Here is a 24242-nt window from a genome sequence, read left to right as displayed (position 1 = left end):
GTGGAAAAGTTCTATATAGAAATTCTATAAGCCCAAAAAGTAGTTGAAGCGATAAAAAGGTCCTATAGAAAGCTTTTATAAGCCAAAATGAAGTTGGAGGGACGAAAAGGTCCTATAGAAAAGTTCTATAAGCCGAATGAGTGGTTGAAGGTACGGAAAGGCCCTAATAGAAAGATTCTATAAGCCGAATGAGTGTTGTAGGAGCGAAAAGGTCCTATAGAAAAGTTCAATGTGCCGAACGAATAGCTAAAGATACGAAAAGGTCAACTGGTCTCTGCAAAGTATTGATGTGACACTGAACTAAAAAACGAAAAACCGGCTATCAAGTTAGCCGGTTTTATGTATTAAGAGAAGATGAGGACGAGTGGTCCTACAATGAAGCAGTAAATCGCAAAGTATTTCAAGTTTCCACGCGCCATGATATTCATGAACCATTTTAATGAGAAGTAAGAGGCGATCAGTGATGCAATGAATGCAAAGATATATGGCAATGCTAATTCCCCAATACGCTCATCATTTAAGAGGTCAGAGAATCCAAGAACCATACCGCCGAAACTAACTGGAATATAAAGCAGGAAAGAGTATCTTAGCGCAGTTTCCTGTTTCATTCCCAGGCTCATCGCTGCGACAATGGTAGCACCAGAACGACTAATCCCAGGAATAAGCGCTACTGCTTGGGCAAGTCCCACAATAATGGCATCTTTGAAACTTAAATCTCCATCATTTTTGCGGCCGCGCATATTACGGATCAGCCATAACGCCAGGCCAGTTACGATAAGTGTTATGCCGACAGTTTTAATGTCAGCCAATTGCTCCTCGATAAAATCCCCGAATAGTACGCCGATAACCCCGGCAGGAATCGTTCCGACAATCAAATAAATGATGAACATAAAGTCAGATTTTGCTTCGGGATCTTTACTTTTAAGATATGCAATCCCATTAACAATTAATCTGATAATATCGGCTCTATAAATTAACAAAACAGCAAATAGTGAAGCTGAATTCATCAAAAGGGCAAAACTCATTCCCTCAATTTTTAATTTAAAAAAATGCTCTGCAATCTCAAGGTGTCCACTGGATGAAACGGGAATAGGTTCGGTAATTCCCTGGAATAGGCCAAGAAATATGTATTTAATCAAGTCATAGAAATTTTCCATATCGTTTTTGAATCCTCCGTTTTTTAAAAAGATTGAGTATAAATTATGTTTAGTTTGAGAATTGTCAGCTCCAGCGCCTAGCCCCTCGAGACGCTTGTCTAGCTGCGGCTCCTAACTCCTCGAGACGTTTCAATCCTGCCAATGAAGTCAAAGAGCGACTTCACTGTCAGGCCCTACAACGCTTGTCGGAGTTGGACAGTCGCCTTCGCTTTTCGAGTTCGGTCCTGCCAATGAAGTCAAAGAACGACTTCACTGTCAGGCCCTCCACCGCTTGTCGGGGCTGGACAAGGCGCTTACGCTTTTCTTTTCTCATACACACTAATGTACCGTATAACCCTTTTTTTGGAAGGATAAATTATGCATAAATACTTTATTTAAATCAGTAAATAATAAAATTGCCGGAATACTTTAATGAAGGAGGAAGGCAAATGGGTCAAAGTCATCAGTTCCGTGCCGGACAAAAGGCACCTAATAATGGTATTTACATTGAAATTGGCGAAACAGGCAGCAATGTCAACAATCCGCAAAAAATTAAGCTAAAATCTGGGGATCGTTTTCCGGAAACTCCAACCACAACCGCCACTGGACTTACATGCCAAAGTTTAAATAAATTACCTGGAGCAACCAGGATAAAAGCATTTTCCGGAATGAAATTTATACTGTCTTTCTTAAAGCCATCCAATGCGGATGGCTTTACTAATTGGGAATTTTTATTATAATATAATTAAAGGTCAAAAAAGGTCAAAGGAGTGATTGGGCATGGATTTGAATAAAATGACAGAAAGCTTACAGAATGCATTTATATCAGCCCAGACCCTGGCTGTTCAACATAATCACCAGGAAGTATATGATGCGCACCTGTTGCTTGCCTTACTCGAACATGAGGCAATCTGGCGGCAACCTTGCTTACTGGTCTCGGACTGAATCTTGATAATGTTAAAGAAGCATTAAATCTTACTCTGTCAAAGAAACCTCAAGTTTCCGGAAGCGGTGTAGAACAGGGGAAGTTATATATTTCGACAACGCTGCAAAAGGTTTTAGCACTAGCTGAAAAGGAAATGAAACAGTTTGAAGATGACTATTTATCGGTAGAACATGTTTTGTTGGCCGCGATTGAGATTCCTGGTTCTGAATCAGGCGGAGCATGAGGAAATTAGGAGTTGCCAGGGAGAAACTATTAGCAAGAATCAAAGAGGTTAGGGGGAACCAGAGAGTGACTTCACAAAACCCAGAAGCAACTTATGAAGTGCTAAAAAAATATGGACGCGACCTTGTGGAGGAAGTCCGGGCGGGAAAGGTAGACCCGGTGATCGGCAGGGACAGTGAAATTCGCAATGTCATCCGCATCCTTTCAAGGAAGACAAAGAACAATCCTGTTTTGATCGGCGAGCCAGGGGTAGGTAAGACAGCTATTGTAGAAGGGCTTGCACAGCGAATCGTACGAAGGGATGTTCCTGAAGGCTTAAAGGATAAGACTGTTTTTGCGCTGGACATGAGCGCGCTGATAGCAGGAGCGAAATTTCGTGGTGAATTTGAAGAGAGACTAAAAGCTGTCTTGAATGAAGTGAAAAAGAGTGAAGGCAAAATCCTGTTGTTCATTGATGAACTCCATACGATTGTTGGCGCGGGTAAAACCGAAGGGGCAATGGATGCCGGTAATATGCTGAAACCAATGCTTGCACGCGGGGAACTTCATTGTATTGGTGCAACAACTCTCGATGAACATCGGAAATACATTGAAAAAGACCCAGCGCTGGAACGCCGCTTCCAGCAGATATTAGTGCAGGAGCCAGATGTCGAGGATACGGTATCAATTTTAAGAGGATTGAAGGAAAGGTTTGAAATCCATCATGGAGTGAATATCCATGACCGTGCGCTGGTTGCTGCAGCTACTTTATCAGATCGATATATTACCGACAGATTCTTGCCTGACAAGGCGATTGACCTGGTTGATGAAGCTTGCGCGATGATTCGTACAGAAATTGATTCGATGCCTACAGAGCTTGATGAAGTGACAAGAAGGGTCATGCAGCTAGAAATTGAAGAAGCGGCGTTAACAAAAGAAAAAGATGATGCAAGCCGGGTGCGCCTTGAAACTCTTCGTAAGGAGCTCGCCAACTTGAAGGAGAAAGCGAATGCAATGAAGTCAAGGTGGCAGAAAGAAAAAGAAGGCATCCAAAAGATTCAGGAACAGCGTGAGCTGCTGGAAAGACTCCGGAGAGAACTTGAAAAGGCGGAAAATGACTATGATTTAAATAAGGCCGCAGAACTAAGGCATGGCCGTATTCCTTCTCTTGAGAAAGAACTCAAGGCACTTGAGCAGGAAGTTAGCAACAATGAAGGTGAGAGGCTCCTTCGCGAAGAAGTGACTGAAGAGGAAATTGCGTCAATTGTCTCAAGATGGACAGGCATTCCAGTGATGAAGCTTGTTGAAGGAGAGCGGGAAAAGCTTCTCAAGCTAGAAAGCATTCTACATGATCGGGTTGTTGGACAAGATGAAGCAGTATCACTCGTAGCCGACGCGGTCCTCAGAGCCAGAGCTGGCATCAAGGATCCGCATAGGCCGATTGGGTCTTTCATTTTCCTGGGTCCTACCGGAGTAGGTAAGACAGAAATGGCCAAAACGCTTGCTCAGTCTTTGTTTGACAGTGAAGAACATATCATTCGAATCGACATGTCTGAGTATATGGAAAAGCATGCTGTATCAAGGTTGATTGGAGCACCTCCAGGATATGTAGGTTATGAAGAAGGTGGCCAGCTGACTGAAGCTGTCAGAAGGAATCCTTATTCGGTCATCCTCCTCGATGAAGTAGAGAAAGCTCATCCGGAGGTTTTCAATATCCTTTTGCAAATGCTGGATGATGGACGGGTAACGGACTCACAAGGTAGAATGGTCGACTTTAAGAATACTGTCATTATTATGACATCCAATATTGGCTCACATTACTTGCTTGACCGACAGGGTGGAGACGATGAAATCTCTTCTGAATCGAGGGATTTAGTAATGGCCCAGCTGCGAGGGCATTTCCGTCCGGAATTCCTGAATCGTGTGGACGAAATCATCCTTTTCAAGCCTCTGGCATTAAAAGAGATCAAAATGATTGTTGAAAAATTAGTAAAGACTTTGCAGGCAAGGCTAGCAGAACAACAAATCCAGCTGTCAATCACCGATGAAGCAAAAGGGTTCTTAGCTGAGCAAGGATTCGATCCCGTATACGGTGCTAGGCCGCTTAAGAGATTTATCCAGAGGAGCGTAGAAACAAAGCTCGCCAGGGAAATCATTGCAGGCAGAATCAAAGAGAAGAGCCAGGTGGAAATTGGCGTAGAAAATGGAGAGGTATCCTTGAGTGTAAAGTAGACAGCTTAGTAATAAAATAAAAAAGTCATCCGGTTGGATGACTTTTTTTATGTACTTTAATGTTGATGATTTTCTTCAGTTCCATTTGGAAGAACTGCCGGAATCACAAGAATAATGATTGTTGCCACAACTGCAAGGATCGTGCTTTGAGCCAAGTCCAATCCAACGCCGATCATCGCGCCAGCTACGTAATTAAGCATTAGAACCAGAAGGAATGTCCAGAGTAAAGTCCAGAAATATTTCACGATTTTCACCTCTTACATTATTAAATCTTTTCTCATCTTACCACAAGCCATATAAATTATAAATGAATTTTAAATAAAATGAAAAGCGTTTTCATAGCACACTACTATTTTTCTAAAACCTGGTAAAATTATTATATCGGACTTATGGAGATTTGAACACAGTGAGAAGGGATTAATACGTGAAAATGGGCAAATCCCCTTTCATTTCCTGTTAAATTACATACAGTAATATGAATAATCTGTAGGGAAGGGGTTGGTAAGATGGAGAGCCGGAACTTTAAACTGGATACCGAATGGAATGTCATCCATTATCCTGGAAGGCCAAAGGGTTTCGGTATCCTGACGATAGGAGATGAAAGGCATTTTGTGAACAGCGAAAGCAGCTTCTGGACCCAGAATGAAGGTAAACGTTCACTGTTGAACATATGGAAAAATGAAGGGTATACTGTCTTTTATTCAAATTTATATGGAAGGCATTGGGGAAGTGAGAAGGCTGTCGAGTTAACAAAGAGACTGTGCAGCCATATCGTCCGTAATGAAATACTGAATACTTCATTCCATGTAGTGGCTGAGGGGATGGGGGCGCTTGTTGCCTTAAAACTTATAGCGGATGGTGATACTAAAATCAGGAGTCTGGTCTTGATCAATCCAATCCTATCTCTGAGTACGCATCTAGAGCAGGAAAAGGAGAATAAGTTCTTTTATAAAAAGCTTGTCGCAGAACTAGAGGCTGCATATGAAACCGAAATCAGCAAGCTCCTTGAGAGGTTTGATGGTTGCTCTTCCAGTCCTGCTTTCAATAAAGAAACACCAGTGAAAATCATACATGTACTATCAGGAAACAGGGCATATAAGCAGTCAAGTATAATTAAGGAACTTTCAGTTGAATGGGAAAAAGCTGACCTTCCGGTTACCGTAAGCTATGTACTTCCTGAAAAAGTGCTTCAAGTAGGGAGCCAAATCGTACAATTTTTTACAAAACATGAGCAAGTTCTATAACTCCCTGTAAATATTTTCAGTTTTAGATTCATAGGATACAAGAGAGTATTTGCAAGGAGGAGTTCAATATGGAAAGGGCAACGATTCTCGGAATATATGACTTTATAGGATATAGTCTATGTCGTCATATGCTTGATCTAGGCTTTGAGATAGATGGAATCCATCAGTCAGGAAACATAGATGATTATTTTACAGAGGAAAAACGTCTCGAGATCGGCAGGAATGCCAACTTTTCAGAGATCAGTCTGCAAGGTTGGGAAGCTGAGCGAGCAGAAGGGTTTCTGTTTGTGACTTTGTTTGAGTCACTGCAGACTCGAAATGGTAATGAGTTTATTGGATGCACTTCTCAGAAGATTAGAAAATCGTCATTTGAAAGAGCTGCCGACAGCTATCATTCTACCTGCATTTTTTGCAGAGGAAAACATGAATTTTAGGGAGTCAGAAACAAAGTTTAACCGATATATCAACAACCGGGAATCCACACTTCTAACAATCTATTTGCCGACTATTTATGGCCCCTGGCAGCCGGAGGAGTGTTTTTTTCAGCAAGCGATAGCTCATTCTTCAAATAATGGCAGGAAGGTTCCTGACATTAGGAAATGGGAGTGGACGCATGATTGCTTGTATATAGATGATGCAGTAAAAATGATAATGGAAATGGCTGAATCAGGCCAACAGGGCCAGTATATACTAGCAAGTGGAGAACAGGACAAATGGCTGCAGTGTGCACGGGAGCTGCTGGGCGAGAATACTGCTTTACTTAGAAATGAGGTTGAAGCACCTGTCATCAGAGATTCCATCCAAGTCAGGACAGTCAGTCAAAACGAGCAAATCAGCAAGGCGTTAAGGAGGCAAAAGGAGCAATTTACTCGAATAGAGGACAGCAGAGTCTAAGCGAATTTCAATAAATCACTTTTCAAAGTGATACTCCAGAGAGTAAAATGGTAAAAGATTCTTTTAATCGGTTCCATTTTAAATAGCGAACACTGAATGATTTAAAAGATTTGCACAGTGGCGCATAAAGGAGATGCATCGGATGCTGAAACGTTTCGGGCTAATATTGGTAAGCCTTCTTTTGCTTGGGGGATGCGGACAACCTCTAGCAACAGGCAAGGTGGAGAAAGTCGGCCTGTTGGTGCCTGAAACTATTAATGATCAGGTGTGGGGAACGAAAGGATATCGCGGACTTTTGCAAATCCAATCGAGCCTGGGAGTTGATGTCTTTTTCAAAGAAGGTATGAATTCACAGGAAGATGTAGAGGCTGCAGTGAAGGAGTTCGACCGCAAGGGAGTTAACCTCATATATGGGCATGGAAATGAGTACGCAGCTTATTTTAATAAGATATCAGGGAACTATCCTGACATACATTTCATTAGCTTTAATGGAGATGCCAGAACTAAAAACACGACAAGCCTAAATTTTAAGGGATATGCCATGGGTTTTTTGGCGGAATGGTCGCGAGCCACATGTCAGAAACCGGCAAGGTTGGGATCATCGCCGCATATGAATGGCAGCCTGAAGTCGAAGGTTTTTATGATGGTGCGATGTTTGAAAATAAAGATATGAAGGTTGACATACGCTTTGTTGGACATTGGGATGAACAAAAGAAAGCGCTGGATGTTCTTAACGAGATTTTGGATGAGGGAGCGGATGTTATTTATCCTGCTGGAGATGGGTATAATGTACCCGTGATCGAAAGGGTAAAGGACAGAGGCTTATATATAATTGGCTATGTTTCGGACCAGTCAGATTTTGGTGAGTCGACGGTATTGACGAGTACTGTCCAGCATGTTGACGACTTGTATGAATTGACAGCTGAGAAGTTCAATAATGGGGAATTAAAGTCAGGAAACCTTTCATACGACTTTCAGGATGGAGTTATTTCCCTAGGCAAGTTCAGTCCTAAAGTCGATTCCAAGTTTAGGGAAAGAGTAGGCACTTTTATCAATTCTTATAAAGAAACCGGCAACTTGCCCAACCAGTAAATACAATAGAAGGAGACAATATTCATGGAAAGTAATGATAAAACTATGGAGTTTATGCAAATCGCGATGAAATACCTTCCGGAAGCTCAGCAAAAACTACAGGAGGCAGGTATTGAATTGACGATGGACAACCTGCAGCCATTTTTCACGCTTTTCACTAATGTAATGAACGAAGCTTACGAGCTGGGAAAAGCAGATGCTGCAAAAGAATAAGATACATAGAAAAGCTGAGGCTCGCCTCAGCTTTTGTTTTTATCCATAAAATGGTCAAAAAGTGGTTTTACCTTGCCCACTAACGGCTTGAGCTCTCTGGCTGATGTGATCAGTGTATCTACATGGTACATGACTTCATCTAAATCAATTTGCCCCAGATACTTGTTGAGGGAGAATCATGTTTTACACTTCGCTCACTAGATTCTTCGTTATATCTTGACCGTCCAAACATAAATTGATCGAAATGAGTATACTCTTGTTCACGTGGATCGGAACTTTCTTCATTATCTCTTTTTAGCTTAAAGCCAAATAAGTCCTTGTCTCTTCCATCCTCCATTTTCACTCCAACCTTTCTATGTTTCTTTTTAATTTAAAAAATCGTAAGCAACTGGTTATACTGGCTTATTTCAGACTGCCTTATGCCGTCCACAACCGGCCCAAAAGCATTAGTCTTCACTGTCAGTTTATGATTCATCTGGCAACGTGGACTAGGGCAGGAGCGGAATTGTTAATTTTCAGTTGCAGTGAAAGAGCAGTTTCTGCTAAAATTAGTACCAAGTCATAATAATTGATAATAAAAAAGTGAAATAGACAGAATCCAATATAAAAGGAGATGGATCCCATGAATGCAGGGATAACTGGGGTTGGGCGGTATTTGCCGGAGGAAGTTGTAACAAACCTTGATTTGGAAAAGAAAATGGATACCTCGGATGAGTGGATCAGGACAAGGACAGGGATTGAAGAAAGAAGAATAGCAGGCGATGATATGAACACATCAGATTTAGCTTATCGTGCTGCTGTTGAGGCAATAGCTAATGCTGGGATCTCAGCCGAGGACCTCGATTTGATTCTAGTGGCGACAGTTACACCTGACCAGCCTTTCCCAACCGTATCGTGTATGCTCCAGAATAAACTTGGTGCGAAAAAAGCAGCCGCAATGGATTTGAGTGCTGCATGTGCCGGATTCATGTATGGAATGGTAACAGGAAAACAATTTATTGAAGCAGGGACTTATAAGTATGTTTTAATAGTAGGTGTAGAAAAGCTATCCAAGATAACCAATTGGAACGATCGTAACACAGCTGTGCTGTTTGGTGATGGTGCGGGTGCGGTTGTCATGGGACCTGTATCTGATGGCAGAGGAGTTCTTTCCTTCGAACTCGGATCTGACGGATCAGGCGGAAAGCATCTGTATCAGGATGATTATATTGTGATGAATGGCCGTGAAGTATTTAAATTTGCTGTCAGGCAAATGGGGGAGAGCAGCATAAATGTCCTTGAAAAAGCCGGGCTAACAAAAGAGGATGTTGATTTCCTGATTCCCCACCAGGCTAATATCAGGATTATGGAATCTGCCCGTCAGCGACTTGAGCTGCCGGTGGAAAAAATGTCAAAAACCATTCATAAATACGGAAATACATCAGCCGCGTCGATACCGATCTCGCTTTTTGAAGAGCTGGAGGCAGGTAAAATCAAGGATGGCGATATACTAGTAATGGTTGGCTTTGGCGGCGGTTTGACATGGGGCGCAATCGCAATGCGCTGGGGTAAATAAACCAATAATAAGATGAACTCTATATAAATTAAGAGTATAGATAAAGGAGATGCAATAATGATGGAGAAACGCAGAGTCGTTGTTACTGGAATTGGGGCTGTTACGCCTCTTGGAAATGATGCGGGAACTACCTGGAACAATATCATTGAAGGTGTATCGGGAATCGGCCCGGTGACGAGATTAAATGCAGATGACTTTCCTGCAAAGGTGGCAGCAGAAGTAAAAGAATTCAATGTTGAGAACTTTATGGACCGGAAAGACGCAAGGAAGATGGACCGTTTTACTCATTATGCAGTCGCGGCATCTTTGATGGCTGTAAAGGACTCCGGTCTTGAAATTACCGATGAAAACGCACCTAGAGTCGGTGTGTGGATCGGCTCAGGAATCGGCGGAATGGAGACGTTTGAGCAGCAGCATGAAACATTCATGAACAGGGGATATCGCAGGGTCAGCCCATTCTTCGTACCGATGATGATTCCTGATATGGCAACAGGACAGGTTTCGATTACACTTGGAGCAAGAGGCTTTAATTCTTGTACAGTCACAGCGTGTGCGACTGGAACCAACTCTATCGGAGATGCCTTCAAGGTGATCCAGCGCGGCGACGCTGACGTGATGGTTACTGGCGGCGCAGAAGCTCCAATCACAAAAATGTCGTTTGCAGGATTCTGTGCAAATACAGCACTATCTACTAACCAGGATCCGCAAAAAGCGAGCAGACCATTCGATAAAGAACGTGATGGATTTGTTATGGGTGAGGGTGCAGGAATCGTTGTCCTTGAAGATTTGGATCATGCATTGGCCCGTGGAGCTAAAATTTATGCAGAAATCGTTGGTTACGGTGCTACTGGAGATGCCTATCATATTACCGCGCCAGCTCCTGAAGGGGAAGGCGGAGCAAGAGCGATGAAAATGGCACTTGACGATGCAGGCATGGCACCAGAAGAGGTAGGATATATCAACGCTCACGGAACAAGTACTGAATATAATGATAAATACGAAACAATGGCGATCAAGACAGTGTTTGGGGAGCATGCATACAAGCTTGCCGTCAGTTCAACAAAATCGATGACAGGCCACTTGCTTGGTGCAGCAGGCGGAATCGAAGCGATTTTCACGATTCTGGCTTTGAAGGAAGGAATCCTGCCGCCGACCATCAACCTGGAAACACCGGACCCAGACTGTGACCTTGATTATGTGCCAAACGCAGCTCGCAAGCAGCAAGTAAATGCGGCAATCAGCAACTCCTTGGGCTTCGGCGGCCATAATGCGACAATCGCATTCAGAAAATACGACGCTTAATGAGGAAGAGAACTCCTTCAGCTATAAAAAGCAGAAACCCTTTTTGATTTAGGGTTTCTGCTTTTTTAATTTGTATTTCATCTAGTTCCTACATTTGGTTACAAGGTCAGGGAGGTTGCATTACCCGAAAAAGAGTCAACCTCCGCATTTGGGTAAAAGCAACACGTCTGCATTGCCCGAAAAAGAGTCAGCTTCAACATTTGGGTAAAAGCAACACGTCTGCATTGCCCGAAAAAGAGTCAACTCCCGCATTTGGGTAAAAGCAACACGTCTGCATTGCCCCATAATGAACCAACTCCCGCATTTGGGTAAAAGGAAAGCACCTTAAAGGCCAATACACACCAAAAAACTCTCCTTCGAAGAAAGCTAACATCCAAATCACCAACAATCCCATCATTTCCAGAATGATTAATAGAGACCTCATTCTATTTTCCTGCTAAAACAATTTACCTACAAAGGGTCATTATCTAAATCCTAAGAAAAAAATAATGCAGTGAAAAAAGTAATGAAAGTGTAATAAAAGAACACTGTTTCTAATAATTAATAATTATATGAATCTTTTACTTGGTCAGAAAGTCATTTCTCTTAATATCAATTTCATTGGGATAGGCGGTGTGCAAAAAACGTGACAGCCTTATTGGAACTAAAGAATCTTAAAACCTATTTTAAAAGGAAAAAGACAATGATTCCAGCAGTTGACGGGGTTGATCTAGTCATCAATAGAGGGGAAACTGTCGCATTGGTAGGAGAATCAGGATCCGGAAAAAGCATTACCTCTCTATCAATTATGCGACTTATACCTAGTCCTCCCGGAGAAATTGTGGACGGGCAGATCCATTTTGATGGACGGGATCTTGCCAAGGCAAGCGAGGAAGAAATGTGCAAAATCCGCGGTAATGATATATCGATGATTTTCCAGGAACCAATGACATCGCTCAATCCTGTACTTACCATCGGTGAACAAATCATGGAGGTCCTGACATACCATCAGGGCTTGAATAATGCTATGGCAAAGAAAAAGGCGATTGAGATGCTGGAGTTGGTGGGTTTTTCCCGTGCAAAGGAAATAATCAATGATTATCCTCACAGGCTTTCGGGAGGAATGCGCCAGAGGGTGATGATTGCGATGGCGATGAGCTGCAACCCCAAGTTATTGATTGCTGATGAACCGACAACTGCATTGGATGTAACTATCCAGGCGCAAATATTGGACTTGATGAAGGAGTTGAGCACAAAGTTTGAAACATCAATCCTAATCATTACCCATGACCTGGGAGTAGTTTCTGAAGTTGCTGACCGAGTCGTCGTCCTGTATGCAGGGCAGGTAGTAGAGGAAGCAATAGTAGAAGATCTTTTTGAAAATCCGCTGCATCCTTACACCATTGGCCTTATGGGTTCCATCCCATCGATCGACGAAGACCATTCACGGCTTGCCTCCATAGAAGGTAATGTTCCGTCACCTGAGAATCTCCCAAAAGGCTGCCGTTTTGCGCCCCGCTGCCCGCATGCGTTTGAGCGCTGTTCCAGTGAAATGCCAGAGCTTGTAAGAAAATACGCCAATCGTTCTGTAAGGTGCTTTTTGCATGATAGCAAGGAGATGAAGAAATGACCTCACCAAATGAAATCCTGGAAAAGAACACACAGGAATATAGTTCTGAAACCTTGCTTGAATTACAGGATGTAAAAAAGCACTTTCCTGTAAAATCCGGCTTGCTGCAAAAGACAGTAGGTCATATCAAGCAGTCGATGGAATAAATCTGAAGGTGAATAAGGGTGAGACTTTAGGAATCGTCGGAGAATCAGGCTGTGGCAAATCAACAGTCGGCAGGACCATTATCCGACTCTATGAACCTACGGATGGGAAGATCATTTTTAGTGGGAGGGATATCTCCCATCTATCTGAAAGTGAACTTCGCAAGGATGTACGAAAAAACATCCAGATGATTTTTAGGATCCGTTCGCGTCTCTTAACCCTAGGAAAACACTGAGATCAATCATTAGGGAACCGCTTGATACCCATCATCTGCATAAAAGCAAGGAAAGGGATGAGAAGGTCGAAATTCTGTTGGAGAAGGTAGGGCTCAATGCTTCATTCATCAATCGGTATCCACATGAATTTTCAGGCGGACAGCGTCAAAGGATCGGGATATCAAGAGCTCTGGCATTGAACCCTGAACTAATCATTGCCGACGAAGCTGTGTCGGCATTGGACGTTTCAATCCAGGCGCAAATTATCAATCTGATGGAAGACCTTCAGGAAGAATTCGGTCTTACTTATATCTTTATATCCCATGACCTAAGCGTTGTCAGGCATATAAGCGACAGGGTCGGTGTCATGTATCTCGGGAAAATGATGGAGCTTGCTTCAAAAAAAGAGATATATACCGAACCGCTGCATCCATACACACAGGCCTTGCTGTCAGCAGTGCCGGTGCCTAGAAAGAAAGGTTCCATGAAAAGGGAACGGATTATTTTAAAAGGAGAACTGCCAAGCCCGGCAAACCCTCCAAAAGGGTGTGTCTTCCATACAAGGTGCCCAGCCGCATTTGACCTTTGCAGACAAGTGAACCCTGACTTCAAAGAAGTCAAGAGCAACCATTTTGTAGCCTGCCATCTATATACATAGGGAAGGAGCAGGACTTGAAAGGAGGAGATACCGGCACCTTTCTATTGTTTAAGCTATTTGCGCAAGTTTTGTTGCCCTTTTTAGCAAAAATGTATTACTAATTTTGAGTCCTCTTTGAAATGAGTCTCGAAGCATGTGAGAATGCAATAACTACTACGAACAACAAAGGATTCGTAAATGGCAAAAAAATCTAGTGAAAAACCTAAGGGGGAAATGATGTGAAATTAAGAAAAGCTTCGTGGTGGTTGATTAGTCTTACCCTGATTTTATCGATCTTCCTGACAGCCTGTACTGGAGGAAATACTTCTGAGGACCCGAAAGAAACTGCTGGAGATGATGGCAAGAAAGAAGAGGAGGCAACTGGTCCACAGCAAGGCGGGGATTTGATCATTGGTTCTACCGGTTCACCTACAGTGTTCAATCCACTTTATTCGACTGACACAGCAAGCTCGAATATTGAAGGTTTTATTTTTGACGGTCTTGTATCATCTGATACGGAATTCAATCCGACGATGAGCATGGCAGAGTCTATTGATATTTCTGAAGATGGGCTGACATTTACAGCGAAATTGAAAAAGGGAATCAAATGGCATGACGGTGAAGAGTTCACTGCTGATGACGTGGTATTCACTTTCAGTATTCCAAAGGATCCTGATTACAATGGTGAGCGCGGGTCTGCCTTTGAAGCAATGGAATCTGTCACAAAAGTTGATGATTATACTGTTGAGTTCAAGCTGAGCAAGAAGGATGCTTCTTTCTATCCAGTTTCGCTAAGCTACTTTATCTTGCCTGAGCATATCCTTAAGGATGTCCCTGTTGCCGAGCTTGGTGAGCATGAGTTCAACACGAAGAAACCGGTTGGTACTGGTCCATTCAAATTTGTTGAATGGAAAGACGGGGAATATGTAAAGGTTGAGGCATTTGATGATTATTTCCAGGGCAGACCATATCTAGATACTCTCACTTATAAAATTGTTCCTGATATGGATGCAATGATCGCCCAGATCCAGGCTGGTGATATCCACTTTGCAGCTGGTGTTCCTGGCACGGACATTGAAACCGTTAAATCATTCCCAGGTGTGAAAGTGGAATCAGGCTTAGGACTTTCTTACACCTACCTTGGCTATAACCAGAAGAATGATTTGTTTAAAGATAAGAAAGTACGTCAGGCTATCACTCATGCGATAGACAGGGAAGCAATTGTCTCTTCTGTCATGAATGGTGACGGCAAAGTTGCGCACGTACCGGAAAGTCCGCTTTCTTTTGCGTATAATGATGACGTTCCGGTTTTTGGTTACGATGTTGATAAGGCAAAGGAACTGCTTGCCGAAGCTGGATGGGAAGACACTGATGGAGACGGAATCCTGGATAAGGATGGCAAGAAATTCTCCTTCACTGTTAAAACAAACCAGGGCAATAAAGTCCGTGAAGATATCGTCGTAGTCCTTCAGGAACAGTTGAAGGAAGTAGGAATCGAAGCGAAGCCGGAAATCGTGGAATGGAGTGCTTCATAGAGCAGATTTCCGCACCGAACTGGAACTATGACGCCCTTGTTCTTGGATGGAGCTTGTCTACATTCCCAGATCAATATGATATTTTCCACACAAGCCAGATGGAAAAAGGGTTGAACTTCGTCTGGTATTCAAATCCTGAAGCAGATAAGCTGATGGAAGAAGCGAAACAGATTTTGGATCAGGATGAATATAAGGCAGCATATGCAGACATCTATAAGATGCTGGCTGAAGACCAGCCATACACATTCCTCTATTATCCTAACGTGCACAGGGTAATGCCGGTGAATCTTGAAGGCTATGTTTTCCACGCGAAGGATGATTTTTATGAAATCTCCAAGTGGTGGCTGAAAAAGTAATTCTTTCTTATCGCAAAAAGGTTGAAAGGGAAGGGGGATTCCCTTCCCTTTCTTTTTAACTCTGAAAACAAGACTTGCCAGTCATAAATATAAACGTCTTCACTTTAAAAGGAGAATTGCCATGCTATCTTATATCATTCGCCGAATACTGATGGCCATTCCTTTGCTCCTGGGGATTACGATTGTCTCCTTTGCAATCATGAAGCTTGCTCCCGGTGACCCTGCCAGCCTGATGATGGATCCAACGATCAGTCCGGCTGATAAGGAAAGGTTCATGGAAAGGTACGGGCTTAATGATCCAGTCCATATTCAGTATTTAAAGTGGCTGGGAGCCATGCTTCAGGGTGACTTTGGTACATCGCTTATTCGCAAAGGTGTTCCGGTAATTGAAATGATCATGAACAGGATGCCTAATACGATTTTACTGATGGTCGTATCAACAATCCTGGCCATCTTGATTTCGATTCCATTTGGAGTCATTTCGGCCACACGGCCGTATTCCAAGCTGGATTACTCAGTAACAGTCACATCTTTTCTTGGAGTAGCAACTCCAAACTTCTTCCTTGGCCTGGTTTTAATCATGGTCTTTGCGGTACAGAACAACTGGTTCCCGACTGGAGGAGTAGCAACATTGAATGCTCCTTTCAGTTTATGGGACAGGATACACCATTTAATCATGCCGGCATTTGTTTTGGCTTCCGCCGATATGGCTGGCCTGACCAGGTATACAAGATCTAGCATGCTCGAAGTCATAAAGCAGGATTATATGAGGACTGCCAGAGCAAAAGGGTTTAGAGAAAACAAAGTCATTTATAAGCACGGCCTTCGTAATGGCCTGATTCCGGTCATCACGATTTTCGGATTGATGATTCCTTCCTTCATTGGAGGGGCTGTCATTGTTGAAAAAATCTTCACCTGGCCAGGGATTGGCTTATTGTTCGTAGATTCCGCATTCCAGCGGGACTATCCGGTGCTTATGGGTTTGACCGTAATTTCATCGGTGTTTGTCGTCATCGGGAATCTGATTGCCGATATACTTTATGCAATTTTTGATCCAAGGATCGAGTATTAAGGGGAGGTAAACATGGCAAAAACAAATCTAGCTGGAAATACTTCTGGCAGCCTTGACTTGCATGGCATCAAAACCTCGCGGGACACAATGCTCGGGATCATTGTCAGAAAGTTTTTCAAAAACAAGCTTGCCATTTTTGGCGGAGTATTCTTGATCATCATTATCTCGGCAGCGCTCTTAGCACCGGTAATCGCACCATACTCGCCTTCTAAACAAAATTTGCTGTTAAAATTGCAGCCGCCAAACAGTGATCACTGGCTCGGGACAGACAGATTCGGCAGGGATGTCTTTTCAAGGCTTTTATATGGTGCAAGAATATCGCTATTGGTCGGTTTCGCCTCAGTGTTAGGATCGATTACAATCGGAACCTTTCTTGGGGCGGTAGCTGGCTATGTTGGCGGGATTGTTGACGCTATTATCATGCGTTTTGTAGATGTCATTCTATCAATCCCATCCATTTTCTTATTGATTACACTGGTCACAATCTTCAAGCCAGGAGTGGATAAACTGATTTTAATCTTCGCGCTGCTAGGCTGGACAACTACTGCACGTCTTGTCAGAGGCGAATTCCTGTCATTAAGGTCGAGGGAATTTGTCCTTGCATCAAAAACGATCGGAACAAGGACACATACGATTATATTTTCGCATATCCTTCCGAATGCGATGGGCCCAATCATCGTTTCAGCCACATTAGCAGTAGGCTATGTTATTCTTGCAGAATCAGGATTAAGCTATTTGGGACTAGGCATTCAGCCTCCGGACGCAAGCTGGGGAAACATGCTCCAGGACGCACAGAATTTCACGATTCTATTAAAATCATGGTGGTACCCGCTGGCACCAGGATCAATGATCCTGTTGACCGTCATTTGCTTTAACTTTGTCGGCGATGGACTCAGGGATGCGCTCGACCCTAAGATAAACGAGTAGCGTTTAACGAATCTGAATAAATTAAAGAGTAATCTTCTGTTAGAAAAGAGCCAGGTGAACCCCTGTTTTTTTTCTATGTTGGGAAAATTTAAAAATGGTCAGGACTTTCCCGAACGATTGGCCGGTGCTTCATAGAATAGCTGTAAAAGTTGATTTTTTTCGGAGTGAGAGCGATGGGGTAGTCAGGACTGCTAGATGGTTAGAAACTGATTTCAACAGTCCACAACGAATATGTGAAAAGCTGGTTGATTATTTTGAGGGTGAAGTTCAGGCGAAGGAAATATACAGCTATTTAGAGAATTTTGGCATGTACAAGGCAGGCGGAAGGGCAAGAAAGAACTTTGAAGAACTTAAGGAAGGGAAGTACTGGTCCAAGATAGAGAGGATTTTTGTCAAGTATAAAAGGAAGTGGAAAGGTCCTGATATCCCAATCTTCATCTTTCCTATGGATCAATCGAATTCCAGGTTAATGAGGGAAGGAAAAGGGAAATCTGGCTTATCTTTCATTGATAAAATGTTCATCTTCCTGTCCCCGATAGATGACGAGAAAGAGCTGGAGGCTTTGTTTGTCCACGAATACCATCATGTATGCAGAATGCAGGCACAAAAGAAAAATCCTGAGGAATATACTCTTCTAGATTCAATAATTTTAGAAGGTCTTGCAGAGCATGCTGTTGCCGAAAATTGCGGTGAAAAATATACAGGAGAATGGAGCAGGCGATATTCGACAAAGTTTTTGGCTGGGTTTTGGGAAAAAGAGATTGCAGAAAGGCTTTCAATCAAGAGAAATAAGCGGCAGCATGATGAACTTTTGTTTGGACTGGGGGACAACCCCAGGCTTCTGGGCTACGCAATTGGCTATGAAATTGTAAAACAATATAAACAACATGGATATTTTACTGAAAAAGCATCATTTAAGATCCCTTCCACTGAATTTACAAAGTTACTAAAATTTCAATAAATTTAAAAACTAAAAAACCCAGTCATACCGGGTTTTTTGTATTTTTAAAAAATAATAAATTTCCCAATTGAAAAAAAAGTATTGCAAATGTAATAAATCTGTAATAACATTTTATTAAAATATATTGAATTTGCAGAATATTTTATTATTTAAATGTGAGAAGGTGTCCCAATGAGCAACTATTCAATACATAAAGATGCACCTTTGCTAGAAGTCAAAAACCTTGAAACAGCTTTTGATATCGATGGTGAATTTTATAATGCTGTAGACAAGGTCAGTTTCGCTGTCAAACCAAGACAGATTGTCGGGGTTGTTGGCGAATCAGGGTGCGGAAAATCGGTTATGAGCCTTTCAGTCATGCAGCTCCTGCCAAAAGGGGTTGGCAAAATCCGCGGCGGGGAAATCATTTTCGAGGGAGTCCACCTGGAAAAGATGTCCGAAAAGGAAATGAATAAAATCCGCGGGCGCGATATCTCGATGATCTTCCAGGAACCAATGACATCGATGAACCCGGTGTTCACAATCGGATTCCAGCTTCAGGAAGTATTGTTCAACCATACGAAAATCTCCAAAGCTGAAGCTAGGCAAAAAAGCGTTGCGCTGCTGAAGAGCGTTGGTATATCACGACCTGAAAAAATCGTGGATGAATATCCACACCAACTTTCAGGCGGCATGAGACAAAGGGTTATGATTGCGATGGCAATCGCTAACCAGCCTAAATTGTTGATTGCTGATGAGCCTACTACAGCGCTGGATGTGACAGTACAAGCCCAAATACTCGACTTGCTAAAGAGTATCCAGGAAGTAAATGATATGTCAGTTATCATGATAACGCACGACCTTGGCGTTGTGGCTGAGATGTGTGATGAAGTCATCGTAATGTACGCAGGCCGCATTGTTGAACGAGCTGATGTCGATACACTTTTCTATAATCCTAAGCATCCTTATACAGAACTGATGATGGGTGCCATTCCGAAAATGGACGAGGAGAAAGAAGAATTAAGCTCGATCAAAGGGATCGTCCCATCACTTAAAAATATGCCGGCAACTGGTTGCCGATTCGCAAACCGCTGTCCGAAAGCAATGCCAGAGTGTACAAGTATCACTCCACAGCTTGGAGAAGTCGAGCAAGGACATGAAGTGGCGTGCATTCTATATGAAGCAAGTATGCCAAAAGAAGGGGTTAAGGCATAATGAGCAATACAACTTTAGTAGAAAAAGAGAATCTGCTGGAAATTAGGAATCTGAAAACCTACTATCCTGTAAAAGGTGGCTTTTTCCGCCGTACAATCGGCAATGTTAAGGCAGTCGATGATGTATCATTCGAAATTAAAAAGGGTGAGACATTGGGGCTGGTAGGAGAATCAGGCTGCGGTAAATCTACAGCAGGCAGGACAATCATCCGCCTGCTGAATGCAACAGACGGGGAAATTATCTTTGAAGGCAAGGATATTACTAAACTAAGAGGCAAGACACTCCAGGCGATTCGACAGGATATCCAGATGGTCTTCCAAGATCCTTATGCTTCACTGAACCCGATGCAAATGGTCGGGGACATTGTTTCAGAACCTATCAGGAACTTTAAGAATGCAAGCCTGAAGGACCTTAAAGGTGAAGTAATGGATTTATTAACAAAAGTTGGTCTTCCGGAAGATGCTTACTATAAATATGCCCATGAGTTTTCAGGCGGCCAGAGACAAAGGATTGGCATTGCCAGGGCGCTGGCGCTCAGACCGAAGCTTATCATAGCAGATGAGCCGGTATCAGCACTGGACGTATCCGTGCAGTCCCAGGTTCTCAATCTTTTGAAGGATCTCCAGAAGGAATTTGACCTGACTTTCTTATTTATCGCTCATGACCTTAGTGTCGTTAAGCATATGAGTGACCGGATCGGCGTAATGTATCTCGGCAATATGGTAGAAATTGCTGATCGCACCAGCATGTATGCTGAGCCGCTCCACCCATATACACAGGCTTTAATCTCAGCCATTCCAATGCCGGATCCACGCAGGAAGAAGGAAAGGATTGTACTTGAAGGAGATGTTCCAAGTCCATTGAATCCTCCGACAGGATGTCCATTCCATCCGCGGTGTCCAGCTGCGATGGCAGAGTGTTCTCAAGTGAAGCCAGCTTTAAAGGAGGTGAAGCCAGGACACCGGGTTGCTTGCCACCTTTACTAGGGCAATAATTTTTCAAAAAATAAAAAAAAATCGGGGGGAAAACCATGAAGAAACCATTGCTTTGGCTAGCTATGCTAGTATTGGTTTTATCAACATTCCTTGCTGCGTGCAGCGGGGGAGAAAAAGAAAAGACAACAACAACTGATCCAAAAGATGACGACAAAGACAAAGCTGCAGAAGAAACAGGACCGCAGGATGGCGGTACATTGACTTACGCTTTAAGTTCTGAATTCAAAGGCCTTTTGAACTGGAACTTCTACGATGCTGACGGAGACGATGATATCATCGCATTCTTCGATGATGCATTGATCGACTATGATGAAAACCTTAAAGCAGTCCCAAATATTGCTAGCTGGACTACTGATGACAACAAGGTTTTCACATTCACATTTGAAAAAGGCGTAAAATGGCACAATGGCGATGAACTAACAGTTAATGACTGGGTATTCGCAATCGAAACAATCGCTACTCTTGGTGGAGAACACCAGCGCTGGTCTAACGTTAACACAATCGAAGGTGCTAAGGACTTCAACGAAGGAAAGGCTGACAAGATTGCTGGTCTTGAAGTAGTTGATGACTATACTTTGAAAATCACTTTTGACAAGGCTCGTGTAAACAACCTTGAAAACGTTTGGGCTTACCCGCTTTCAAAGAAGGAATTCGAAGGAATCGCTCCTAAAGACATGGCTGCTTCTGAGCAGGTTCGTTCTAAGCCTGTAGGAACTGGTCCATTCAAAGTAACAAAAGTTATCCCTGGTGAATCAGTAGAGCTTACTCGTAACGAAGACTACTGGAAAGGTGCGCCACACCTAGAAAAAATCGTTGTTAAAGTTATCGATTCTTCTCTAACAACTGGAGAACTTAAGAATGGTACTCTTGACATGACTCCATTCCACCCAACAGTTCTTCCAGAAGTAGAAGCACTTGATAATGTTGAAGTAGTAAAATATCCTGGCTTATCATACTACTATATCGGTTTCAAACTTGGTAAATACGATGGCAAGAAAAACGTTATGGATAAAGACAAGTACGCAAGCAAGGAATTGCGTCAGGCTATGCTTTTCGCGATCAACCGCGAAGAGTGGGTTAAAGCTTTCTTCAGCGGACTAGGACAGCCGCTTAACCGTCCAATCCCATCTGCACACTGGATTGCTGCAGATAACAAAGATATGCCTGTACAATACGAATACAACCCAGAAAAAGCGAAAGAAATCCTTGATAAAGCTGGTTACGTAGATAAAGATGGAGACGGATTCCGTGAAGATCCTAAAGGCGAGAAGTTCGTTGTTAAGTTCTCTCACTATGCTACTGGTAACCCAACTTTCGAAGCACGTGCAAAAGCTATGACTCAGTACTGGGAAGAAGTTGGTTTGAAATCTGAGCTTCAAATGACTGACGTTAACCTTTACTATGATCAACTTGAAAAAGACGATCCAGCTCTAGAAGTATTCTACGGCGGATGGGGAACTGGAGCAGATCCAGATCCACTACCACTTTGGGGTATTGAATCTGTTTGGAACTACCCTCGTTGGGTAAATGAAGATGCTCAAAAGCTTCTTGAAGATGCTGTTGACCTAGAAGTAGTTGGAACTGACACTGAAAAGCGTGCACAGCTTTATGCTGACTGGCAGAAGATTTTCAACGAAGAAGTACCATCACTTCCAATCCTTGAGCTAGAAGAAGTTATGGCTGTTTCTAAGCGCGTTCAAGGCGTGAAGTTCGACGTTTCTGGTTCTAACTCATCTCATGAATGGTGGATCAAGCAATAATCATTAAATCCCACCTACTCAGTTAAGGAGAATGCATATGCTTAAATACAGTTTACGTCGCATACTCGGCATGATTCCTATGCTTTTCCTTATCTCCATTGTAGTGTTTTCCCTGGCGAAACTTATGCCAGGGGACTCACTTAGTGGGGAAATCGATCCGAACAACACGGATCCGGCATACATAGAAGAGATGCGCGAGAAGCTTGGATACAATGACCCTGTTCATATTCAATATTTTACTTGGATTACAAACTTTATTCAGGGAGATTTCGGAAAGTCAACCCGTTATAAGATCCCGGCAAGTGAAATTATCTCAGAACGTTTACCTAATACGATATTCCTAGGTTTTTCAAGTATTTTAATCACTTACATTCTAGCATTTATCATGGGTATTTATGCCGGAAGGAAGCCATATACACTTGGCGATAATGTCATAGGTACCGCAAACTATATTGGATTGGCACTGCTTCATTTGTTGCAGGGGTGTTCGCAATCTATTTCTTCTCATTCACATTAGGCTGGTTCCCTTCAAACGGTTCCGTGGATATTTCCACAACAGAAGGTACAGCTGCATATTGGTTAAGCAGAATTCATCATGTTTTCTTACCTGCACTTGTTTTAGGTTTATTGAGTACTGCAAGCTATACGCAATTCCTGCGTAATGACATTATAGAAAACAGCCGTAAGGATTTTGTAAGAACGGCACGAGCAAAAGGAACACCTGAAAAGAAAATTTACAATCAGCATATTTTGCGCAATTCAATCATCCCGCTGATTACATTCCTTGGATTTGATATCGTAGCGTTGGTCGGTGGAGCGATCATTACAGAAACGATTTTCACTTATCCGGGAATCGGTCAATTATTCTTGAACTCTGTCAGCCAAAGGGACTATCCAGTCTTAATGACTTTGACAATGATGTTCTCATTCTTGACACTTTTTGGGAACCTGGTTGCAGATATACTATACGGAATTGTTGATCCAAGGATCAGGCTTGATTAAGGAGGATGGCTATGGAAGTTTCTACAGCAAATAATACACAGATAAACCTGAAGCCAGAAAAAGGCATGTCTCCTTGGGCCATCGCTAGAAGAAAATTTGTGAAGAACAAGTTGGCGATGACAAGCTTGATCTTCTTGTTATTCGTAATGATTGTCTCTTTTCTGGCTCCATACATCACAACTACAGATATCACAAAAATCAACATTGGCTCAATGTCCTTAAAGCCGTCTGCAGAGCACTGGCTTGGAACGGACAAAAACGGGCGTGACGTTTTTACCAGATTGTTATACGGCGGAAGGGTATCACTCTTAGTCGGAATTAGCTGTACACTATTCGTAATCTTTTTTGGAACAATTGTAGGATCGATTGCAGGATACTTTGGCGGAATCGTTGACAGCATGCTAATGCGTTTCACTGACTTTGTGTTGAACTTCCCGTTCCTGGTATTTGTTATCGTATTGGCTACAATCTTCCATGGTAAAATCAATGGTCTTGTTATCCTGATCATAGTTATCAGCTTGCTGAGCTGGGGTGGGGTAGCGAGGATTGTCCGAAGCAAGATTTTAGCAGAGAAGGAGAATGAATACATTCTTGCTTCCATCTCAATCGGATGCTCACCATTCAAGGTAATCACAAAGCATTTACTCCCGAACGTCCTTTCAACAATCATCGTACAGGCAACAATCCTGTTCGCTTCCATGATTGTCGCAGAAACAGGACTAAGCTTCTTAGGATTCGGTGTGCCTTCAGAAATCCCATCTTGGGGTAATATGCTAGCATTCGCAAATGAACCAGATGTATTACAAGGAAAGCCGTGGATCTGGATTCCACCAGCACTCGCCATCACACTCACGATCTTGTCAATCAACTTCGTAGGTGAAGGATTAAAAGATGCATTGAATCCAAGATCACGCCGTTAAAAATCTACCATACAAAGGTAGATTTTATTTTGTCTATGTTTTTATTAGTGGGGTGAGGCAGTAGCAAGGAACCCCAAGTTCGGCCAAAACAATGAATGGA

At 42.7% G+C, this 24242-nt stretch carries 16 protein-coding genes and 7 pseudogenes; 21 read left to right on the top strand and 2 right to left on the bottom strand.

The annotated features are described in order from the left end of the window. Positions 1-344 precede the first annotated feature (344 nt). The gene (locus tag JCM21738_RS09970) at positions 345-1157 is read right to left on the bottom strand and encodes an undecaprenyl-diphosphate phosphatase (RefSeq protein ID WP_023615298.1); all 813 of its coding nucleotides are present in this window, start codon (positions 1155-1157) and stop codon (positions 345-347) included. 428 nt (positions 1158-1585) lie between these two features. On the opposite strand from JCM21738_RS09970, the pseudogene JCM21738_RS09965 reads away from it, so the two are divergent. From JCM21738_RS09965 to clpB, 3 pseudogenes are all read left to right on the top strand, one after another. Next, positions 1586-1767 (top strand): annotated as a pseudogene (locus tag JCM21738_RS09965) (YjzC family protein). 149 nt (positions 1768-1916) lie between these two features. Beyond that, positions 1917-2270: pseudogene (locus JCM21738_RS27710) on the top strand (Clp protease N-terminal domain-containing protein); the annotation flags it as partial. A gap of 79 nt (positions 2271-2349) precedes the next feature. Beyond that, positions 2350-4515: pseudogene (clpB, locus tag JCM21738_RS09960) on the top strand (ATP-dependent chaperone ClpB); the annotation flags it as partial. A 56-nt stretch (positions 4516-4571) separates the two neighbouring features. Here clpB and JCM21738_RS09955 read toward each other — a convergent pair. Beyond that, a complete protein-coding gene (locus JCM21738_RS09955; protein ID WP_023615295.1) occupies positions 4572-4760 on the bottom strand; it encodes a YjzD family protein in 189 nt (62 codons plus the stop codon). Between the two features lie 261 nt (positions 4761-5021). On the opposite strand from JCM21738_RS09955, the gene JCM21738_RS09950 reads away from it, so the two are divergent. The 18 genes and pseudogenes from JCM21738_RS09950 to opp4C (JCM21738_RS09855) all read left to right on the top strand — a co-directional run bounded on the left by JCM21738_RS09950 (position 5022) and on the right by opp4C (JCM21738_RS09855) (position 24142). Continuing rightward, entirely contained in the window at positions 5022-5759 is a 738-nt protein-coding gene (locus tag JCM21738_RS09950; protein ID WP_023615294.1) for a hypothetical protein, read from the top strand. A 68-nt stretch (positions 5760-5827) separates the two neighbouring features. Continuing rightward, entirely contained in the window at positions 5828-6193 is a 366-nt protein-coding gene (locus tag JCM21738_RS09945; RefSeq protein WP_035209289.1) for a hypothetical protein, read from the top strand. Continuing rightward, positions 6183-6653 carry an NAD-dependent epimerase/dehydratase family protein gene (locus JCM21738_RS09940; RefSeq protein ID WP_035209286.1) on the top strand — a complete coding sequence of 157 codons (471 nt, stop codon included), beginning with the start codon at positions 6183-6185 and terminating at the stop codon, positions 6651-6653. Before JCM21738_RS09945 ends, JCM21738_RS09940 begins: the two co-directional genes overlap by 11 nt. Positions 6654-6795: 142 nt before the next feature. Then, positions 6796-7745, top strand: a pseudogene (locus JCM21738_RS09935) (BMP family ABC transporter substrate-binding protein). Between the two features lie 24 nt (positions 7746-7769). After that, positions 7770-7958, top strand: coding sequence for a ComZ family protein (locus tag JCM21738_RS09930; RefSeq protein WP_023615291.1), 189 nt, complete (start codon positions 7770-7772; stop codon positions 7956-7958). 622 nt (positions 7959-8580) lie between these two features. Then, positions 8581-9513 carry a beta-ketoacyl-ACP synthase III gene (locus JCM21738_RS09920; RefSeq protein ID WP_023615289.1) on the top strand — a complete coding sequence of 311 codons (933 nt, stop codon included), beginning with the start codon at positions 8581-8583 and terminating at the stop codon, positions 9511-9513. Positions 9514-9573: 60 nt separating this feature from the next. Next, a complete protein-coding gene (gene fabF / locus JCM21738_RS09915) occupies positions 9574-10815 on the top strand; it encodes a beta-ketoacyl-ACP synthase II (RefSeq protein ID WP_031307952.1) in 1242 nt (413 codons plus the stop codon). 625 nt (positions 10816-11440) lie between these two features. After that, a complete protein-coding gene (locus JCM21738_RS09905; protein ID WP_023615286.1) occupies positions 11441-12424 on the top strand; it encodes an ABC transporter ATP-binding protein in 984 nt (327 codons plus the stop codon). After that, positions 12421-13441: pseudogene (locus JCM21738_RS09900) on the top strand (ABC transporter ATP-binding protein). Before JCM21738_RS09905 ends, JCM21738_RS09900 begins: the two are co-directional and overlap by 4 nt. A 218-nt stretch (positions 13442-13659) precedes the next feature. Then, positions 13660-15311, top strand: a pseudogene (locus tag JCM21738_RS09895) (peptide-binding protein). A 121-nt stretch (positions 15312-15432) separates the two neighbouring features. Then, positions 15433-16383 (top strand): ABC transporter permease, encoded by a 951-nt coding sequence (locus JCM21738_RS09890; protein ID WP_023615283.1) that lies wholly within the window; start codon positions 15433-15435, stop codon positions 16381-16383. Positions 16384-16470: 87 nt separating this feature from the next. Then, on the top strand, positions 16471-17310 hold the full coding sequence (gene opp4C / locus JCM21738_RS09885) for an oligopeptide ABC transporter permease (protein WP_232215899.1): 840 nt from the start codon (positions 16471-16473) through the stop codon (positions 17308-17310). A 94-nt stretch (positions 17311-17404) separates the two neighbouring features. Further along, a complete protein-coding gene (locus tag JCM21738_RS09880; protein WP_081742098.1) occupies positions 17405-18271 on the top strand; it encodes a DUF2268 domain-containing putative Zn-dependent protease in 867 nt (288 codons plus the stop codon). Positions 18272-18442: 171 nt separating this feature from the next. Then, on the top strand, positions 18443-19465 hold the full coding sequence (locus JCM21738_RS09875; protein ID WP_023615280.1) for an ABC transporter ATP-binding protein: 1023 nt from the start codon (positions 18443-18445) through the stop codon (positions 19463-19465). Continuing rightward, positions 19465-20451 carry an ABC transporter ATP-binding protein gene (locus JCM21738_RS09870; protein ID WP_023615279.1) on the top strand — a complete coding sequence of 329 codons (987 nt, stop codon included), beginning with the start codon at positions 19465-19467 and terminating at the stop codon, positions 20449-20451. The genes JCM21738_RS09875 and JCM21738_RS09870 overlap by 1 nt, the downstream gene beginning before the upstream one ends. 44 nt (positions 20452-20495) lie before the next feature. Next, a complete protein-coding gene (opp4A, locus tag JCM21738_RS09865; RefSeq protein WP_023615278.1) occupies positions 20496-22220 on the top strand; it encodes an oligopeptide ABC transporter substrate-binding protein in 1725 nt (574 codons plus the stop codon). A gap of 37 nt (positions 22221-22257) precedes the next feature. Continuing rightward, a pseudogene (gene opp4B / locus JCM21738_RS09860) lies at positions 22258-23222 on the top strand (oligopeptide ABC transporter permease). Positions 23223-23233: 11 nt separating this feature from the next. Beyond that, positions 23234-24142 carry an oligopeptide ABC transporter permease gene (gene opp4C / locus JCM21738_RS09855; RefSeq protein ID WP_023615276.1) on the top strand — a complete coding sequence of 303 codons (909 nt, stop codon included), beginning with the start codon at positions 23234-23236 and terminating at the stop codon, positions 24140-24142. Positions 24143-24242 lie beyond the last annotated feature (100 nt).

The sequence above is a fragment of the Mesobacillus boroniphilus JCM 21738 genome, assembly GCF_000517385.1.
Classification (GTDB): Bacteria; Bacillota; Bacilli; order Bacillales; family Cytobacillaceae; genus Mesobacillus; species Mesobacillus boroniphilus.
The sequence above is the reverse complement of the archived record's forward strand: the minus strand, read 5'-3'. Positions and strand labels throughout refer to the sequence as shown.